At 67.1% G+C, this 18,363-nt stretch carries 16 protein-coding genes and 1 tRNA gene; 5 read left to right on the forward strand and 12 right to left on the reverse strand.

Going from position 1 to position 18,363, the window contains the following annotated elements; all coding sequences use genetic code 11:
- Positions 1 to 41: 41 nt before the first annotated feature.
- The 3 genes from ABD53_RS11605 to ABD53_RS11615 form a co-directional block, all read right to left on the reverse strand.
- Complete coding sequence (locus ABD53_RS11605; RefSeq protein WP_084709578.1) at positions 42 to 1,976, reverse strand: alpha-1,4-glucan--maltose-1-phosphate maltosyltransferase; 1,935 nt, start codon at positions 1,974 to 1,976, stop codon at positions 42 to 44.
- 109 nt (positions 1,977 to 2,085) lie between these two features.
- Entirely contained in the window at positions 2,086 to 2,862 is a 777-nt protein-coding gene (locus tag ABD53_RS11610; protein ID WP_053057999.1) for an alpha/beta fold hydrolase, read from the reverse strand.
- A gap of 158 nt (positions 2,863 to 3,020) precedes the next feature.
- Positions 3,021 to 4,178: an alpha-hydroxy-acid oxidizing protein gene (locus tag ABD53_RS11615; protein ID WP_047865952.1), complete on the reverse strand. Its 1,158-nt coding sequence runs from the start codon at positions 4,176 to 4,178 to the stop codon at positions 3,021 to 3,023.
- Positions 4,179 to 4,283: 105 nt separating this feature from the next.
- Between ABD53_RS11615 and ABD53_RS17010 the strand changes: the two genes are divergently transcribed.
- The 3 genes from ABD53_RS17010 (at position 4,284) to cydC (ending at position 9,151) form a co-directional block, all read left to right on the forward strand.
- Entirely contained in the window at positions 4,284 to 5,594 is a 1,311-nt protein-coding gene (locus tag ABD53_RS17010; protein WP_152670746.1) for an HAD-IA family hydrolase, read from the forward strand.
- Between the two features lie 66 nt (positions 5,595 to 5,660).
- Positions 5,661 to 7,388 (forward strand): thiol reductant ABC exporter subunit CydD, encoded by a 1,728-nt coding sequence (gene cydD, locus ABD53_RS11625; RefSeq protein ID WP_047865953.1) that lies wholly within the window; start codon positions 5,661 to 5,663, stop codon positions 7,386 to 7,388.
- Complete coding sequence (gene cydC, locus ABD53_RS11630) at positions 7,385 to 9,151, forward strand: thiol reductant ABC exporter subunit CydC (RefSeq protein WP_047865954.1); 1,767 nt, start codon at positions 7,385 to 7,387, stop codon at positions 9,149 to 9,151. The genes cydD and cydC overlap by 4 nt, the downstream gene beginning before the upstream one ends.
- A gap of 40 nt (positions 9,152 to 9,191) precedes the next feature.
- On the opposite strand, the gene ABD53_RS16060 is transcribed toward cydC, so the two are convergent.
- The 3 genes from ABD53_RS16060 to ABD53_RS11645 are packed head-to-tail and all read right to left on the reverse strand — an operon-like array spanning position 9,192 to position 12,309.
- Positions 9,192 to 9,857: a hypothetical protein gene (locus ABD53_RS16060; protein ID WP_152670747.1), complete on the reverse strand. Its 666-nt coding sequence runs from the start codon at positions 9,855 to 9,857 to the stop codon at positions 9,192 to 9,194.
- 16 nt (positions 9,858 to 9,873) lie between these two features.
- Entirely contained in the window at positions 9,874 to 10,923 is a 1,050-nt protein-coding gene (locus ABD53_RS11640; protein ID WP_047865955.1) for a cytochrome d ubiquinol oxidase subunit II, read from the reverse strand.
- A complete protein-coding gene (locus ABD53_RS11645; RefSeq protein WP_053058001.1) occupies positions 10,924 to 12,309 on the reverse strand; it encodes a cytochrome ubiquinol oxidase subunit I in 1,386 nt (461 codons plus the stop codon). It lies immediately after the preceding gene.
- 519 nt (positions 12,310 to 12,828) lie between these two features.
- Here ABD53_RS11645 and ABD53_RS17870 point away from each other — a divergent pair.
- The gene (locus ABD53_RS17870) at positions 12,829 to 13,239 is read left to right on the forward strand and encodes a type II secretion system protein (protein WP_053058002.1); all 411 of its coding nucleotides are present in this window, start codon (positions 12,829 to 12,831) and stop codon (positions 13,237 to 13,239) included.
- 171 nt (positions 13,240 to 13,410) lie between these two features.
- On the opposite strand, the gene ABD53_RS11655 is transcribed toward ABD53_RS17870, so the two are convergent.
- From ABD53_RS11655 to ABD53_RS11665, 3 genes are all read right to left on the reverse strand, one after another.
- Positions 13,411 to 13,481: transfer RNA gene (locus ABD53_RS11655), tRNA-Gln, on the reverse strand.
- A 55-nt stretch (positions 13,482 to 13,536) separates the two neighbouring features.
- A complete protein-coding gene (locus tag ABD53_RS11660; RefSeq protein WP_047865956.1) occupies positions 13,537 to 14,520 on the reverse strand; it encodes a M48 family metallopeptidase in 984 nt (327 codons plus the stop codon).
- 16 nt (positions 14,521 to 14,536) lie between these two features.
- Positions 14,537 to 15,097, reverse strand: a complete 561-nt coding sequence (locus ABD53_RS11665) for a LemA family protein (protein WP_047865957.1) — start codon at positions 15,095 to 15,097, stop codon at positions 14,537 to 14,539.
- A 78-nt stretch (positions 15,098 to 15,175) separates the two neighbouring features.
- Here ABD53_RS11665 and ABD53_RS16065 point away from each other — a divergent pair, with 78 nt between their 5' ends.
- On the forward strand, positions 15,176 to 15,919 hold the full coding sequence (locus ABD53_RS16065; protein ID WP_053058003.1) for a class I SAM-dependent methyltransferase: 744 nt from the start codon (positions 15,176 to 15,178) through the stop codon (positions 15,917 to 15,919).
- 6 nt (positions 15,920 to 15,925) lie between these two features.
- Here the strand turns inward: ABD53_RS16065 and ABD53_RS11675 are convergent, their stop codons facing one another.
- The 3 genes from ABD53_RS11675 to ABD53_RS11685 form a co-directional block, all read right to left on the reverse strand.
- Positions 15,926 to 16,672 (reverse strand): methyltransferase family protein, encoded by a 747-nt coding sequence (locus ABD53_RS11675; RefSeq protein WP_053058004.1) that lies wholly within the window; start codon positions 16,670 to 16,672, stop codon positions 15,926 to 15,928.
- 43 nt (positions 16,673 to 16,715) lie between these two features.
- Complete coding sequence (locus tag ABD53_RS11680; protein ID WP_200900372.1) at positions 16,716 to 17,291, reverse strand: Uma2 family endonuclease; 576 nt, start codon at positions 17,289 to 17,291, stop codon at positions 16,716 to 16,718.
- A gap of 79 nt (positions 17,292 to 17,370) precedes the next feature.
- The coding region (locus ABD53_RS11685) for a glutamate synthase subunit beta (RefSeq protein ID WP_047865991.1) at positions 17,371 to 18,363 on the reverse strand (993 nt) is incomplete at its 5' end.

Raw genomic sequence — 18,363 nt, forward strand, 5'->3', positions numbered from 1 at the left:
GATCCACGATGTTTCTAGAACCTTCAGAGCCTCCGGGATACTCAAAGCTTTCTGAGCCGGAGTATTTCCGCGACGTTGCTCTCTGGCTGCAGATAAACGTGCTTGACGCGGCCCCTGCCACCTATCTCCGTGCCCGAGATCAGCTCCTCGACCACGTAGTCCTCGTCCTCGGCGATCCCGAACAACTCCAGCGGCAGCTCGAGATCCACCTCCTTAGCCTCGTATGGATCCAGGTTTACCGCCACCGCCACCGCGTTTCCTTCCATCTCTTTGGCGTAAAACAATACGTCATCATTCCAGGCGGTGTGGAAGGTTAGGTTTTTAAGGTACCGGAGCGCCGGGTTCTCACGGCGTATCAGGTTTATGCGCCGGACGTAGTCCTTTATGTTGCCGGGCGCGTCCCAGTCGCGGACCTTGTACTCGTAGACCTCCGAGTCCTGGTAGTACAGGGTGCTGCCACGCTCGCCGCGCGGGGTATTCTCGCACAGCTCGTAGCCGTTGTAGATGCCGTAGGTGCTCGAAAGTGTGGCGGCGAGTACGAGGCGCTGCTTGAAGGCCGGGCGTCCGGCGAACTGCAGTATCGGGGGCAGGATGTCGTGGGTGTTTGCGAAGAAGTTGGGCCGCATGTACTCCGAGGGCCACTCCCGGGTAAGCTCGGTGAGGTAGTCGGTTAGCTCCTGCTTGCCGTGACGCCAGGTGAAGTAGGTGTAGGACTGGGTGAAGCCCAGCTTGGCCAGGTGGCGCATCACCTTCGGGCGGGTAAAGGCTTCGGAGAGGAAGATCACCTCCGGGTGCTCATCCTGGACCGAGCGTATCAACCACTCCCAGAACGCGAACGGCTTCGTGTGGGGGTTGTCCACCCGGAAGATCTTGACCCCCTGCTCTACCCAGAACAGCGTCACGTCCAGCCACTCCCGCCACAGCCCTTCCCAGTCCGAGGAGTGGAAGTCCACGTTTACGATGTCCTGATACTTCTTCGGCGGGTTCTCGGCGTACTTTATGGAGCCATCGGGGCGGTGCTTGAACCACTCGGGGTGCTCTTTTAGGTACGGGTGATCCGGCGAGCACTGGATGGCGAAGTCCAGCGCGACCTCCATGCCGTGGTTCTCGACCGATCCCAGAAAGCGCCGGAAATCCTCCAGGGTGCCGAGCTCTGGCTCTACCGCCTTGTGACCGCCCTGCTCGCTGCCGATGGCGTAGGGGCTGCCGGGATCGCCTGGCGCGGCGGTCAGGGCGTTGTTCTTGCCCTTGCGGTTGGTGTGGCCGATGGGGTGGATGGGTACCAGGTACACCACGTCGAAGCCCATACTTGCGATGTCTGGCAGGCGCTCCTCCATCTCGGCGAACGTGGCGCTCCGGCCCTCAACCGTGCCCTGCGAGCGGTGGAACATCTCGTACCAGGCCCCGTAGCGCGCCCGCTCGCGGTCCGCCACGACCTCGAAGGTCCGGGTCCGGGTCGCATGGCTCCGGTCCGGATGCTCGGACATCATGGCCGCGACGGTATCCGAGAGCATCAGGTCCAGGCGGTCCTCGTAGCCTTCGCGGTCGTACTCCTCGACGACGGCGGCGAGCTTTGGGTCTCCCGAACGCTCGCGGGCGGCCTCGACGAGATCCCGGCCCTCGGTAAGCTCTAGCTCTATCCTCTGCCCGTCGGCGACCTTCTTCCGGGCCTCGTCCAGCCACGTGGCGAACGTGTCCGCCCACGCCTCGACGGCGTACTCGTAGCGGGCGTTCTCGGGCAGGACGACGCCCCCGCCCCAGCGATCGTTGTCCACGAAGTGCATCGGCTCCTCAGACCATTCCGCCTCTCCGTGCCTGCGGTAGAGCACGGCGGCGGCGAGCTTGTCGTGGCCCTCCTTGAAGACGTCGGCGGTCACCCGCAGCTCGTCTCCGGCCTCGCGCTTGACCGGGTAGCGCCCGCACTCGAGCTCCGGGTACACGTTCTCTATGACTACGGTGCTGTACGCCTGTTGCAACCGGCTTCCTCCAGAGCGCCGCGACCCGCGGCCAACGATACGGGGATACTCTCCGCCGCATAGAATACTCGCCTGGAGCCGGGTTTCAAACTCCCGCAGGGCTTGTTTTCTACGTCTCTCCGTCCAGAAAGGGCAGCAGGATGCGGGAGAGGGCGCGGGGGGTCTTGTAGTTGACGTTGTGCGGCGCGCCGGGCATCACGGCGAGCCGGCCGTTTGGGAGGAGGCTCGCGGTCTTCTCGGCCCAGGAGTGGCCGACTATCGTGTCGAGATCCCCGCGCACCACCAGCGTGGGGGTCTCTATGCTGGACAGCCGGACCTCCATCTCGTCCCGCGTGGAGTGCCGTAGCGTACCAATGGCCCGGCGCGGGCCGAAGCGCAAGAAGCCTCCCGCGTAGCTCCCCCACACGCTCAGGGGCTCTCTGCGGCAGTCGCGCACCCAGCGCCAGACGTGATCCGGGAGGCTGCGGTTGTCCGGGTCCCCTATCGGTGAGAGCAGCGCCAGGCGCCCGACACGCCCGGGCCACCGGGCGGCGACCCCGGAGACGGTCTGGCAGCCGAACGAGTGGCCGACCAGATCCGCCTTTTCCAGGCCGGCCGCGGTCATCCAGCCGGCGAGAGCGCCTGCCAGCTCGGGTATGTCTAGCGGTTTCTTGGGGCCTCTGCTGCGGCCGAACCCCGGTAGATCCGGCACGTACACGGGCCGGTGCCGCGCCAGCACGCGGGCGGTCGGCATCATGTACCGTCCGGCTACCACGACCCCGTGTACCAGTACCACGGGCCTGCCCTCCCCCTGCCCGTTAAAGCTCCGGGCGTACATCGACCACGGTCCAACCAGGCTCCGGAAGCCCTCGAACTCCTCGAAACCCCCGAAGCCTCCCCGGCTCAAGCGCCCCCCGTATAGACTCGGTTCGCCACCGGCAGGCCGGAGGCCCCGATAACCGCGATGGCCGTATTGTGGTCGGGCTGCGAGGCCCCCTCCTTTCTCGTCCGGGTTACGCCATGAGACGCCGAGTGAGTTTTCGCCCGCGTAAACGTAGATCCAGCTTACCCGCTGGAGACGAGCGCCGAACGTCCCACCTCGGAGACCGAGCGGTGGCCCGAGAGGGCGAGCTCGAGGTCGAGGTCCGCGGTGAGGTTCTGGATCACCTGCTCGACCCCGGCCGCCCCGCCTACCGCGAGCCCGTAAGCGTAGGGCCGCCCGACCATCACGCAGTCCGCGCCGAGGGCGAGCGCCTTTATAACGTCTGCCCCGCGCCGCACGCCGCTGTCGAAGAGGATGGGCAGCCTATCCCCGACCGCCTCTCGCACGTGTATCAGGGCGTCCAGCGCGGCCACCGCTCCGTCTACCTGCCGCCCACCGTGGTTGGAGACCACGAGGCCCTGCACGCCGCTTTCGAGCGCCTCGCGCGCGTCGTCGGGGTGGACGACGCCCTTCAGGATCACGGGCAGGCTCGTACTCTCCCGGATAAACCGGATATCTTCCCACGAGAGCGCGGGGTTGCCGAAGATGGAGAGGAAGTACCGCGCCGTGGCGGCCGGGTCCTCCTCCGGCGGCCTGCCCAGCCCGGCGCGGAAAGCCGGGTCGGTGAGGTAGTTCGCGAGTCCCTCGCCCTGCAGGAACGGGAGATAGGCATTCTCAAGGTCGCGCTCGCGGAAGCCCAGGATCGTGGTGTCCAGCGTGACGACCACGGCGGAGTACCCGGCGGCCTCCGCGCGGGAGAGCAGGCTCTTCACGATCTCCGGGTCGCTCGACGGGTAGAGCTGAAAAAGGCGCGGCGTATCCCCGAGACCGGCCGCGACCTCCTCCATCGTGTTGGACGAGACGGTGGAGAGGACCGGGACGGCTCCGGTCGCGGCGCAGGCCCGGGCCACGGCGAGCTCGGCCTCCGGGTGGATTATCGAGAGCACCCCGACGGGTGCGAGCATGAACGGCACCGGCAGTTCCAGACCGAGGAGCTCGGTGGTGAGGTCCCGGTCGGCCGCTCCCCGCAGCATCCGGGGCCTTATGCGCCAGCGGTCGAAGGCCTCACGGTTCGCCTTCATGGTCTCCTCCGCGCCCGCGCCGCCCGCCACGTAGTCGAAAGGCCCGTCATCCAGCGTCTGCCGGGCGCGGCTCTCCCAGCCCTCGTACGAGACCGGAAACTCCGGCGCGTGGCCCGCGCCGTACACCCGCGCCTGATAATCCTGTCCGTGGGTCGTCATCCTCGCGATCCTTTCCCGTACATCTCCGCACGTCCCCGTACATACTCCTACCCGCAGAGCATTCTGCCACGCCGCGCCGGGCCCGGCAGGATATACAATGGCCGGATGCAGCGAAGAGAAACGCCAGAGACGTCGCGAGCGCCGGAGCCCCCGCAGCACATACAGGCCGTGGTCTTTGACTGCGACGGTCTGCTGCTGGACACCGAGAAGCTCTGGATGCGGGGGGAGGCCGAGCTGGTCGGGCGGTACGGGGCCGAGTACACGCCCGAGGTCCGCGAAAGGCTTTTCGGGGTGAGCGCGGCCGGGCTGGGACCGGCCCTGGAGGAGATACTGGGACGTCCCGGCGAAGGCGAGGCGCTGGTACGGGAGCTGGTCTCCTACTGCTGGGAGGAGATCTCCCGCAACGCCGAGCCGCGTCCCGGGGCCGTGGGGCTCGTCGAGGCCCTGCTAGATCAAGACGGACGGACGCCGCTCGGCGTCGCCTCGAACTCGCCTAGAGGGCTGGTGGAGGAGGCGCTGCAGACGGCCGGCCTGTACGAGGCTTTCGACGTTGTCGTCGGCTACGAGGACGTCCGGCAGCCGAAGCCGGGTCCGGAGCCGTATCTGCTGTGCTGCGAGCGGCTGGACGCGGATCCGGCACACAGCGTCGCGCTCGAAGACTCCCCCACGGGCGCAGCCTCCGCCCGGGCGGCGGGGCTGTACGTGATCGGGGTCCCCTCCGAGCCCGGCATCCCGCTCGAAGCCCACCAGACCGCGGTCTCCCTGCATGACCCCGCCGTCCACGCCGCGCTCGGGCTCCCGGGCCCCGAAGCCGGAATCCGGGCGGGAGGCCCACACACGCCCCACAAGTTCGACCCCGCGCGGGCCTCCCGCCTGGAGGACCCGGACCGGCAACGCTTTCTCCCGAACGCCCGGATACTGGAGCTTCTGGATCTCTCGGGTTCTGAAACCGTGGTGGACTACGGCGCCGGTAGCGGCGTGCTGACGGCCGAGCTCGGGCGCGCCCTACCGCACGGCACGGTCCACGCCGTCGAGGAGAACCCGGAGATGTACCGGCTGCTCGAGGAACGCATCTCGGACTCCGGCCTCGTAAACGTCGGCCTGCACGAGATCCGGGAGAACCGCGTCCCCCTGCCAGACGGCTGCGCAGGCCGCGTGCTCGCCGTGAACCTCCTGCACGAGGTGGTCGGAGAAAGCGCGCCCGGGGAGATGCGACGCCTGCTAAAGCCGGACGGCGCGCTGCTCGTGGTGGACTGGCGCTCGGACGTGGACCGCGACGAAGGGCCGCCCCGGCACGTAACCTTCGACCCGGAAGGGGCGCGCCGAGTGCTCGAAGACTCCGGCTTTCTGGCAGAGCCCGTCGCAGAAGGCGAGTTCCCCTACCATCTGGCCCTGCTGGCCCGCAAACGGAGCTGAAAAGCAAAGGGGCAGAGGAACTTTCTCACCCCCGGAGGCAGCTTTCTCTGGTATCAAAGGGTCGGGATGGATCGTGATCTCCTAAAGCGAGCAGGCGGCTTTCGCGCGCCCCTGATCGGGGCCGTGGTCCTCGGCGTGCTCGGCGCGGCCGCTACCGTGGTCCAGATGACTTTCCTGGCCGTAATCATAGGCCGCGTCTTCCTATCGGGGGCCGGTCTCGGGGAGCTGAGAGCGCCGCTGGCGCTATTGTTCGGGGCCGTGATCCTGCGCCCCGTAATCCTGTGGTTCAAGGAGATAGTCGCCCGGCGCGGCGCGGCGCGGGCCAAGCTCGGGCTGCGTAACGGCCTGTTCGCCCACGCCATAAGGCTCGGCCCCGCCTACGCGGTGGGCGAACGCACCGGGGAGCTCACGACGACCGCCACCGAGGGCGTGGAGCGGCTGGATGACTACTTCGCCAGCTACCTGCCGCAGATATTCCTGAGCGTGCTCGTCCCACTCCTCGTAGCCGGCTACGTGCTGTTCCTGGACCCGGCGAGCGGGGCGGTGCTGCTCGCCACCGGCCCCGCCATCCCGGTGCTCATGATCCTGATAGGCCGCCACACCGAGGAGCACACCCGGGGCCAGTGGGAGGCTCTTTCCAATATGGGGGCCCACTTCCTGGACGCGCTGCGGGGGCTTACCACGCTAAAGGTGTTCGGCCGCTCCGGCGCCGAGCGCGAGCGGGTGGGCCGGGTGAGCGAGGAGTTCCGGGGGCGGACCATGAGCGTTCTGCGCTACGCCTTTATCTCTGGGCTCGCCCTGGAGTTCATCGCCACGGTATCCATAGCCCTGGTGGCCGTTCTGCTCGCCGTGAGGCTTTTGTATGGCGGGATGCCCTTCCAGACGGCGTTTCTGGTGCTGCTGCTCGCGCCGGAGTTCTACAAGCCCCTGAGAGACCTCGGCACGAGCCGCCACGCCGGGATGGAGGGCAAGACCGCGGCGGGCAGGATCATGGAGGTCCTGAACACCCCGGCGCGCGGCGGAGACGGAGAGCCCGGCGCGGCGCTGTCCAGAGGCGCGCCGGAGATCACGCTCCAGGGCCTCGGCTATACATATCCCGGAAGCGGGCGTCCCGCCGTGTCCGGCATAGACCTCACCCTCCCCGCCGGGGGCACCACGGCGCTCGTGGGGCCGAGCGGCTCGGGCAAGAGCACGCTGGCCGGATTGCTGCTGCGCTTTCTGGAGCCAGACGAGGGTAGTATCCGGGCCGGCGGCACGCCCATCGCGGCGCTCTCGCCGGAGCGGTGGCGCGAGAACGTGGCCTACGTCCCCCAGAGCCCTTACCTCTTCTACGGCACCGTCGCCGAGAACATCCGGCTCGCCCGCCCGGAGGCCGAACAGGGGGAGGTGGAGCGGGCCGCCGGTCTGGCCGGGGCGGCTGAGTTCATAGAGAGCCTGCCGCAGGGCTATGACACCCCGCTCGGCGAGCGCGGGGCCCGGCTGAGCGCCGGTCAGGCCCAGAGGATAGCCATCGCCCGGGCATTCCTCAAAGACGCGCCGCTGCTAATCCTGGACGAGCCCGCCTCCAGCCTCGATCCGGAGAGCGAGCGGCGCATAGAGGAGGCCGTCGGGTACCTGGCCCGGGAGAGGACCGTGCTGGTCGTGGCCCACCGCCTGAACACCGCCCGGGCCGCCGACCGCGTGGTGGTGCTGGAGGATGGCCGCGTCGCGGAGACCGGCACCCACGAGGAGCTGCTCGGCCACGGCGGGGCGTACGCGAGGCTGGTCGGGGCCCCGGGGGAGGTGAGAGCGTGAACGGGCGGGGGCCGGGAGCCTCTGTCCAGACCCTGCGCAGGCTGCTCGCGGCGCTCTTCTCCCGCCGCCGGGCGGTGGCGCTCGCGGCGGCGCTGGCGACGTGGACCACGGCGGCGAACGTCGGGCTGCTGGCCATCGCGGCGTACCTGATCTCGCTCTCCGCCCTGAAGCCGCCCCTGAGCGCCCTGATCCCGGCCGCCGTCGTCGTCCAGATCCTCGGCGGCTCCCGGGGCTTCGCGCGCTACGCGGACCGCATAGTCTCCCACGACCTGACGTTCGGGCTGCTAAAAGACATGCGGGTCTGGCTCTACGGGCGTCTGGAACCCCTGGCTCCGGGCTTCCTCTCCCGCGCCCGCAGCGGCGACCTCCTCTCCCGGATGGTCGGCGACGTCGAGGAGCTCCAGAACCTGTACCTGCGGGCCGTCTCGCCCGTGGTCGTGGCAACGGCGGTCTGCGGCATGACCCTGGCCGTGCTCTACGCCTTCTACCCGCCAGCCGCCCTCGTGGTGTTGGGCTTTTTCGCTCTGGCCGGGCTGGGCGCGCCGGTCTTGGTAGGAGCCCTGGAACGCGGCGCGGCGCGGCGGCGGGCGGAGCTGCGGGCCGAGCTGGACGCCCGGCTCGTGGATGGGCTGTGGGGCGTGGCCGACCTCCTGGCCTCGGGCCGGGAAGGGCGGGCCCAGAGAGAGGTCGCCGACGTCGGAGACGGCCTCAGACGCCAGCAGAACCGCGAGTCCCTGGCGGGCGGGCTGCGCGAGGCGCTGCACGATCTGCTCGCCGGGCTCGCCACACTCTCCGTACTCGTGCTGGCGATACCGCAGGTTGCTGAAGCGGCGGAGGCCACCGGCGGCGGAGCCATAAGCGGGGTGTACCTGGCGCTGCTCGCCCTGCTCACCCTGGGCAGCTTCGAGGCGGTGCTGCCGCTCGGGGAGGCCTTCCAGTCGCTCGGGGGATCTGTGGCGGCCGGGGAGCGGCTGTTCGAGGTCGCCGACGAGGAGCCGGAGATCTCCGACCCACCGCTTCCGCTGCCCGCCCCAGAGGGCCGGGAGGTCGGCCTGCAACGTCTCTCCTTCCGCTACGCCCCGGAGGAGCCGCCGGTGCTCTCGGATATATCCTTCAGGCTCGCTGCAGGGCAGAAGGTGGCGGTGGTCGGTCCCTCGGGCTCCGGCAAGAGCACGCTGGCGAGCCTCCTGATGAGGTTCCACGACCCCTCCGGGGGGCGCATCCTCCTCGACGGTGAGGATCTCCGGGGCTACACCGCGGAAGAGGCGCGCGCAGCGTTCGCGGTGGCCGAGCAGGAGGGCCACCTGTTCAGCGGCTCGGTGCGGGAGAACCTGCTCTTGGCAGGACCCGAGGCGGCGGACGCGGAGCTGGCGGCGGCTCTGCGGCGGGCGCAGCTCTCGTTGCCAGACGGTCTGGAGGCCCAGGTCGGCGAGGGGGGCTCCCGGCTCTCGGGCGGCGAGAGGCGGCGGCTCGTGGTCGCACGGGCCCTCCTGAGAGAGGCCCCCCTGATGGTGCTCGACGAGCCGACGGCCGGTCTAGACACCGCCACGGAGCGGCGGCTGATAGACGCCGTCCACGAGGCCGCACAGGACCGGAGCCTGCTGCTTATCACGCACCGGCTCGTAGGTCTGGAGAGGATGGACGAGATACTGGTGCTCGATGGGGGCCGGGTGGCGGAGCGCGGCACCCACCACGAGCTGCTGGCGGCCGGCGGGATGTACCGGCGCATGGTCGAGGTACAGAACCGGATGATCGCGGCTTAACCTCGACTCCCCGGCGGCGGAGTGCCGCGCCCCGGCTACGCTACCTCTTTCTCGAACTTCCGGGACCTGCCTTCCCGAGCAGGCCGAGCAGTCCGCCCAGGCGTGCTCTCGCGCCTCGACCAACCCGGTTCTTTATCAATCGGGGGTCTGCATGGGCCCGGAGGTCCCGGAGGTCCGGCTCCATGCGGCTGCGGGCCTCGACCATCGCCCGTTCGAGGCGTTCGGGTGAGCGGGCGGCTTCGAGATCCAGCTTCTCCTGCTCGGCCTCGACGGTCCGGTGGCCTTTGCGGGTCAGCGCGAGCGGCGAGAGGGCCAGAAAGGAGAGCTCCAGCACCAGCGCGGTCGCGGCGGGCAGGTTGAACCACTGGCCCACGGCCTCAGGGTAGCCGGGCAGTCCGGCCGTACGGCTCACCAGCAGGCCGATAACGGCCAGTACGCAGAGCGCGGCCGAGAGAATCCAGGCCCACCGGCTGCCGTTGCGGGCGATCACGACCGCCAGGAACGAGGCGGCGAGAAAGTATGCGACGAACGAGAGCCCGAGGTAGGCCTCGGAGGCGAACATCTCGTCCGCCTGCAGCAGATGCACGAGCCCGACGAAGGAGAGCAGGTACGCCCCGGCCCACCACAGCATGGTGTCCGCGAAGACGCCTCCTCCATGCCGCTCTCCGCGGCTCTCATCGCGGCTCCGGTGGCCTTCCGCGGTCACGTCCGGCCTCTCCACGCTACCCCGCCCTACGGCCCGCCGGGTGGCGTTTGAAGATGTAGATCAAGAGCGCCAGCGAGGGGCCGAGTATGGCCGCGTAGAAGAACGAGAGCACCAGGAGCGCCACGAGTATGGAGGCGGGAGAGGCCGCGGACTGCAGGGTGATGTCCGGCACTATGAGATAGGGGTACTGCGACCAGCCCCAGGCTGCGAAGACCGCCGCAACCTCCAGTATCGCCGTGGTCCGCGCCCACCAGTACCGGCGCAGGTACAGCAGGGTTATGGAGCCCAGCAGGGCCAGCGCGGCGAGGACCATGAACTCGAGCCCGGGCGACTGCGTAACCCCGCGCCACAGATACGGGGCGTCGAGGCGGGCGATGGGGAACGCCGCCGCCCCCGCCACGATAAGCGCGAGGCCGGTGGCCATGCCCCTGCGCCTGAAGAGCTCCTGCAAGTGAGAACCCGCTTCCGCCTCCATCGTGAGGTATACGGCGGCGAGATAGGCGCAGGTGAGGACCGCGAGCACCCCCATAATAAGCGGGAACGGCCCCAGCCACGCCTGCACGTATCCGTCCGCCGGGGTTCCGGTGGCGAACCTGCCCGCCTCCGGCGGCGCGCTGTCGAACCGCAGCCTGCCGGAGGCGATGGTCCCGGCGGCCATGCCGAAAAAGAAGGGCGAGACGAGGCTGACGGAGCCGTAGATCTTGCCGAACAGCTGGAAGGCTCTCTGGCTGGGCAGGTACTCCGACTCGTGCTGGAAGGCGAAGAACGCGCCCCGGATCAGGATGCCCGCGAGGACCAGCACTAGCGGGACGAACAGCGCGATGCCCACGACGACGAAGGCGTCGGTAAACCCCACCCACAGGATCACGGTCGCGACCACGATCCACAGCTCGTTGGCCTCCCACATCGGGCCTATGGCCCTGTCCACGAGCCGCGCCTGCTCTTCGCCGCTCTCGCCGCGGGCGAGCATCGTCCAGATGCCGCCCCCGAAGTCCGCTCCCCCGGCCAGGGCGAACAGCAGCAGAGCTATCATGAGCGCCCCCGCCACCCACAGCTCCAGGGTCATCTACAGACTCCCTTCCCGCAGCGTCTCCCGCTCTTCTTGCGGGCTCCCGGGCTCTCCGCCCTCTTGCTCTTCGAGCTCCGGCGGGGCCCCGGTAGCCATGTTCAGCAGCAGCCGGATGCAGATGGTCGCGAGCACCACGTACAGCGACATGAACCCGACGAGGGCGTACCCGATGCCCGGAGCCGGGGTCACACCCTCTGCGGTCCGCATAACCCCCTTGATAACCCACGGCTGGCGGCCTAGCTCGGTCGTGATCCAGCCAAGCTCTATGGCGAGAAAGCCCAGGAAACCGCTGAGGCCCACGGACCCGAGAACCAGCTTGTTTGTCGGGACGCCGCGCCCGCGCCAGTAGGCGAGCCAGAACCCGGCGACCACCGCGACCAGGGCGAACCCGATGCCGACCATCGCATCAAAAGCCCACCACACGGCGCGCGGGTCGGGGCGCTCGTCCGCCGGAAAGTCGTCCAGACCCTGCACCGGGGCGTTCGGGTCGTCGAAGGCGAGGATGGAGATCATGTACGGTATCTCGAGGTCGTACTTCACCTCTCCGGCCTCTACGTCCGGGTAGCCCCCGATGGAGAGCGGCGCGCCCCTTTCCGTCTCGAACTGCGGCTCCATGGCGGCGAGCTTCGCGGGCTCCTCGTGGGCCACGCCCTTGGCGGTCAGGTCGCCGCTTATGATCATGACCGGCGTGGCGATGGTGGCGACGATCATGGAGATCATGAGCCCCCGCCGGTGGTAGGCGTCGCGCCTGCCGCGCAGCATCCCGACCGCGTACACAGCGGCGAAGGCGAACGCGACGGCCTCGAAGGCGGCTATCGTCATGTGGCTCGCCTCGTAGAACCACGCCGGCGAGAACATGGCCCGCACGAGGTCTATGCTCACGACCTCTCCGGCGCCGTTCAGCGTGAACCCGGCGGGAGTATTCATCCACGAGTTGGCGAGCACGACCACGATCATGGACATGAACCCGCCGATAAAGATGGGAAGGCCGCTTATCCAGTGCAGCCACGGCGAGAGCTGGTCGCGGCCGAAGACGTAGATCCCGAGGAATATCGCCTCCACCAGAAAGAACAACACCTCGATGGCGAGCGGGTAGCCCATCACCGGTCCGGCCACGTTCATGAAGTTCGGCCACAACAGCCCGAACCCGAAGGTCAGCACGGTCCCCGAGACCGCCCCTATAGCGTAGGTAACGGCGAAGGCGCTGGTCCACTTCTTGTTGAGCGCCAGGTAGACCCTGTCCCCCCGGCGCAGGTACAGCCACTGTGAGACCAGCATCATGAAAGGCATCACCACGCCCAGGGAGGCGAAGATGATGTGGAACATCAGCGTGCCGCCGAAGGTGGCCCGGGCGGCCAGGAAGTTGGTTAGTAGATCTCCCACAGTTCGTCTCCTGTTCGGCGCTATAGACCGTCTGGCGGCCGGCTACGCTCGTGATACCCGAAACCGCCCCGCTGCAAAATCTATATCTCGTGTTCTAACACCGCTTACCACAAAGCTTTGTGATCCACTTTATCCACAGAATCTCGCCCGTGGCAACGAACCCTGGCTTACCCTTCCCTGGAGTTCCGAAACTCGTGAGAACGGTAGACAAACCCCCGCAGCGAGAGCCAGCGGAGCCATGATCGAGCGGTGCGCCGCGTAGCCGCGTTCGAGACCGGACCGGATACTCGCGAAAGCACCTGCCGGGTAAAGACGCCTGCCGAAGCCTGATAAATAGCTTGGTAACCCCGGAAAGCCCGCGCCGCGGCCCTCTTGAGCAACCCCCTGGTAAGACTCTCGGAAAACTTCGGAAATTTTTTGTCCGCCCCCGCTAGAAACAGAGAAAGCGGGATTAACAACCTATAAGACGGAATTTAGTGACCGTCGGCCGTTGGTAAACGTCAGAAAGGAAACGGCTTTATGCTGAACTGGTTTGCGAGGAGGCTTGCCGAAACCGGCAAGGATGTAAGAAGGGATCAGCGCGGCTTCACCCTCATTGAGCTGCTGGTCGTCGTGATCATCATCGGGATTCTCGCTGCGATAGCGATCCCGACGTTCCTCACGCAGAGGGAAGGCGCGCAAGACGCTACCGTTGAGAGCGACTTACGGAGCGCTGCCACTGCTGCAGAGAGCTATGCAGCAGATAACAATGGTACTTATAACGGCCTTAGCTCTACTGAACTTGAGAGCAATGGTGCTTCTCTTTCTAGCGGCAACTCGTGGGGCACGGTAACCGGCAACGCAGATGACTTCGTAGTCTCGATATCTAATAGTAACGGTACTGGTACTTGGGATTCCGACGCTGATCCACAATTAACCCCAGTGACGTAGCTTAGTAACTACGCTTCATCATATAGCGCCTCTCCGGGGGCGCTACTTCTTGCCAGCAGGACTCGAAATGTGCCATCTGGCTGCTGCGTAGCTGCAGCAAAGAGGCCCGGCATTCGTGCCGGGCCTCTTCTGTGTCCACTATATTCCGTTTGTGCGTCGAGCTTCTCTAAGCTGCCGGACCAGGATTCGAACCTGGACTAAGTGATTCAGAGTCACTCGTGCTGCCGTTACACCATCCGGCAATGCGAACAATCGGCGAGGATTGTAACGTCTCCGGGGCCGTTTGTCCATTCCCGTCTAATCCGCGCCTCCGGTCTCGGCCTCGGGCTCCGCGGGAGCGCCCTGCATGGCGCGCAGGCGACGTATCCGCTCCTCGGGGGGCGGGTGGGTGGAGAAGAGGCGTTTGGCGCTCTCCCGTTTTTTCAGGGGGTTTGCGATGTACAGGTGGGCGGTCGCGCGGTTCGCGGTCTTCAGGGGTTTTGAGGAGGCCGTGATCTTCTCCAGCGCGTCGGCGAGCCCGCCGGGGTTTCGGGTGAAGCGTATCGCGGTCGCGTCGGCGAGATACTCGCGCTGACGGCTGATGGACATCTGCAGGAGCCGGGCGAAGATCGGGGCCAGTATCGCGAACAGCAGGGCCACGGCCATCATTATGAGCTGGGCCTGTCCGTTCCCGTCGCCCCCGCGCCGCCGGCCGCCGCCGAGCCACAGGCTGCGCAGGAAGAAGTCCGAGATCAGGACCGTCGTGCCCACGAGCACCCCGACGAGCATGGCGTAGCGGATGTCCAGATTGCCGACGTGGGCCATCTCGTGGGCCATCACGCCCTGCAGCTCGTCGCGGTCGAGGCGTTCGATCAGGCCGCTCGTCGCGGCGACGGCGGCGTGCTCGGGGTCTCGTCCGGTGGCGAAGGCGTTGGGAGAAGCGTCCTCGATAACGTACACCTTCGGCATCGAGAGGCCCCCGGCGAGCGCCATCTCCTCGATCACGTTGTGGAGGACCGGGGCCTCCTCGCGCGAGACCTCCTTCGCCCCGGAGGTGGCGAGCACCATGCGCGCCCCGCCGAAGTAGGTGATGAGCCCGGAGACCGTCCCGGCCACTATCGCCAGCGCGAGGCCGAACAGCGCGCCAGCCGGGTCTCCGGTCCACGCGAACCCTATTATGTACCCGAGCACGACCACGAGGGCCAGGAAAGAGACGATCAAGAGCAGGCTGTTGCGCCGGTTCTGCGCTATACGATCCCGGAAAGTACCCTCGGGTACGCGTCCTGTCGTTGCCTCGGACATCGCTCTCCCGGTCTATCTAGTCGTAGGAGACGGTCACGGACTCGCGCTCGGGTCCCTGGGCCTCGAAGTACTCGGCCTCCGAAAAGCCCATCGCACGAGAGAAGATCACGGCCGGGAAGCTCTGGATCCTGGTGTTGTAGGTACCCACGGAGTCGTTGTAGTGCTGGCGGGCGAAGGAGATCTTGTTCTCCGTCGAGGTTAGCTCCTCCTGAAAGTCCCGTAGCACCCGGTCGGATTTGAGGTCCGGGTAGTTCTCGGCGACGGCGAAGAGGTTGCCTATCGCGCCGGAGAGTTGGGCCTCGGAGTCGGCCTGCTGGCGCGGGGACTGGGGCTGCATCGCCCGCGAGCGGGCGTTGGTCACCTCCGAAAGCACCTCCTGCTCCTGCTGGAAATACTTCTTCACGCCTTCGAGGAGGTTCGGGATCAGGTCGTACCGGCGCTTTAGCTGCACGTCTATCTGCCGCCACGACTCCTCCAGCTGGTTGCGCCGCTTCACCAGCCCGTTGTACGAGGAGATGGCGTACCCGACGACGAGCGCCACCACGACCACCACGACGATAGTAGCGACTATACCCACCGCGAAACCTCCAACGCTCGCCAGACTCAGCGTAGACTACAGATACTCCATTATACCCCTCCCGGAAACGGAGAACCCTTGCCCGAGTACGACGCGCTGGCGGACCTCTACAACGTCGAGTACGACCACGACTACGACCTCCCGCTCTGGCTGGACCTCGCCGCCCGCGAGCCCGGACCCATCATAGAGTGGGGCGCGGGCACGGGCCGTGTGGCGGAGCCTCTAGCCCGTGCCGGTCACGACGTTACCGCCGTCGAGATCTCGGAGGATATGGCCGCCCGGGGCCGGGAGAAAGGCGGCGCGGAGTGGATCACGGCCGACATGCGCCACGCGGACCCCGGGCACGATTTCGGGCTCGCCGTCTGCGCCTTCAACTCCTTTCTGTGCCTTACCACCCCGGACGACGCGCTGGCCTTCCTCGGCAACGCGGCGGCGCACCTGAAGCCCGGCGGCCTGCTCGGTATCGAGGTATCCGCCTTCCGTCCCGAGGAACTCGCCGCCCCGCCCGGCGGCCCCGCGCTGCAGCACGACCTGACGCGGGACCTCCCGGACGGCGGCACACTCGAACGCTTCAGCGTCTCCTCCTACGACGCCGCCGAGCAGCTACTCACGATGCGGCTCTTCTACGAGCTTTACGACTCGGGTAACGTAATGTACGAGCGGAGATCCGGCACACTGGAGATACGCCCCACCACCCGCGACGAGCTGTCTCTGATGCTGCGGCTCGCAGACTTCACGGTCGAGGCGGTGTACGGCGGCTTCGACGGCGAGCCATTCACCGCCGAGAGCGATCACCTCGTAGTGCTCGCCCGGCGCGGCTAGCCTCGGCTAGCCGTCCGAGGTGAGGTCCCGCCGCCCCACGGGCCTGCGGCGCGGCACGAACCTCGGAACCAGCTCGCAGTAGCGCCGGTAGGATTCCCCGAACCTCTGGCGCAGCTCCCGTTCCTCCAGGGGTAGCTGAAGCGCGAGCTGCGCCAGATACAACACCGCGAGCAGCACGAGACCCAGGTTCCGCGTCAACAACGCGGTCCCGGCGATGAGCAGGAAGTCCGTCACGTACAGCGGATTGCGGACGTAGCGGTAAGGCCCTTCGAGCACGAGCCGCTGGGGCACGTTGTTCTCCTCCGCCCCCGCGCCCGGCGGAAACAGAGCCCCGGCGAAGAGTAGCCGCGCCCACCCCATCTTCGCCACAGCCCACGTCCCGACCCCGACGGAGACAATCAGCACTAGCCCACCAAGAAGCTGCAGCGGAAAAGCTCCCTGCCAGCTCCATCCGAGCCAGATCGGGGCGAGCAGGATCAGGGCCAGCGTCGTCCCGCCCCAGAGTATCCCAACCTCGACCACGTACCAGGCGACGATCCCCCGCCGCCTCAGCCAGCTCCGCCACAACGAGAGCACCGGATACGTAACCAGGTCTATGACCACCATCCCGCCGTAGAAGGCCGCCACGAACAGCGGGGTAAGTATCCACCGTCCGAGTAGCAGGTCTCCCACACCACAGATTACGAAAGCGGCGACCCAGGCGACGGCGGGCACCAAGTGCATCTCGCCCCGCGCTCCGACCCGGCTCGCCATGAAGCGTATTCTAAAGCAACAGGCCCTACGGGTTCAGCGTAAGCTACTTTCCGCCGAGTATCCCGCCTACGCCCAGCTTCAACCCGGAAACGCCCTCCGAAGCAATCTCGTCGCCGCGATGGTAGCGGCGGGTGAGACCGTAAGCACCGTGCTGTGGAGCGGAGTGCGACTCTACCTCATTGGCGGCGAGGTCCACGATCCACACCTCTGGAACGCCCGCCCCAGCATACAGGGGCAGCTTCACACTCCGGTCGTACTCCAGCGAGCTCTCCGACACCTCGACCAGTAGCAGCGCGTCCCCGGGACCGGGATGCTCCCGCTCGTAGAAGTCCTCCCGGAACCTGAGCAGCGCGAGGTCCGGCTGTGGCTCATTGTGCTCGTCCAGCCTTACGGGGCCTTGCGGACTTACTATGTAATCTCCGACGGCGAAGCTCATGAGCAATCTGTTGAGCCGGTTTACAACAGCCTGATGCCTGCTGCCGATAGGCGACATCTCCACGACCTCCCCGTCCACGAGCTCGACCCGAGCCTCCTCGGATAGAATGCCGGCCTCGGCCATGCGATGGTACTCCGTGGTGTCGAAGCGGTGTCTGCGTACCGTAGCGCCCAACGTATCCACTCGGCTCCTCCTGCTAAGGGCGTGCCTCCACACCCGGATTCTAGCCCAACCACCGGCTGAAAGCTGACGGCTGACCGCTCTACGGCAGCAGCGTCTCGCCCATCAGGTACTCGTCGGCCTCGCGGGCGGCCTTGCGGCCTTCGGCTATTGCCCACACTATGAGGGAGGCTCCGCGCTTTGCGTCTCCGGCGACGAACATTCCGGGCTCGTGGGTGGCATATCCGCCGTTCCTGGTGGCGATCGCGCCGCCGCGCTCTCCGGTGCCCAGATCCAGATCCTGCATGAAGCGGTCCTGTACCGGGCCGGTGAAGCCGATGGCGAGCAGCACGAGATCGGCTTCCATGTCGAACTCCGTGCCCTCTTTGTAGACGGTCTTGCCTTCGGAGGTGCGCTCGGTCTCGACGGCGTTCATCTTCGTGACGTGGCCGTCCTCGCCCTCGAAGCCCTTTACGCCGACCTGCCACTGACGCTCGCCGCCCTCCTCGTGGGCCGCGTAGGTCTGGAGGATGAACGGCCAGTCGGGCCAGGTGTAATGGTCCGGGTTCTCCGGCGGCTTCGGGCCGTGGGTCAGGACCCGGACGCTCTTCGCGCCCTCCCGGTTCGCGTTGCCCAGGCAGTCGGCGCTCGTGTCGCCGCCGCCGAGGATTATTACGTTCTTTCCTTCGGCCGTGATCTCCTCTTCCTCCACCGGCAGCCCGGCCACGCGCCGGTTCTGCTGCGCCAGGTAATCCATCGCCAGGTGGATACCCCCAAGCTCCCGGCCCGGAACCTCTGTGTCCCGGCCCTGCAGCGCGCCAACGGCGAGTACCACGGCGTCATGCTCGCTCTTGAGCTGTTCCGTGGTCGGGTCCTCGCCGACGTGGCAGTTCGTGCGGAACTCGATGCCCTCCTCGGCCATGAGGTCTATGCGGCGGTCCACGACCCACTTCTCTATCTTGTAGTCCGGGATGCCGTAGCGCAGCAGGCCCCCGATCTTGTCGTCCCGCTCGTACACGATCACGTGATGTCCGGCCCGGTTAAGCTGCTGCGCTACGGCATCCCGGACTACAAGATAGAGAAGTGGGTCTGCGGG

Source organism: Rubrobacter aplysinae (assembly GCF_001029505.1).
Lineage (GTDB): Bacteria > Actinomycetota > Rubrobacteria > Rubrobacterales > Rubrobacteraceae > Rubrobacter_A > Rubrobacter_A aplysinae.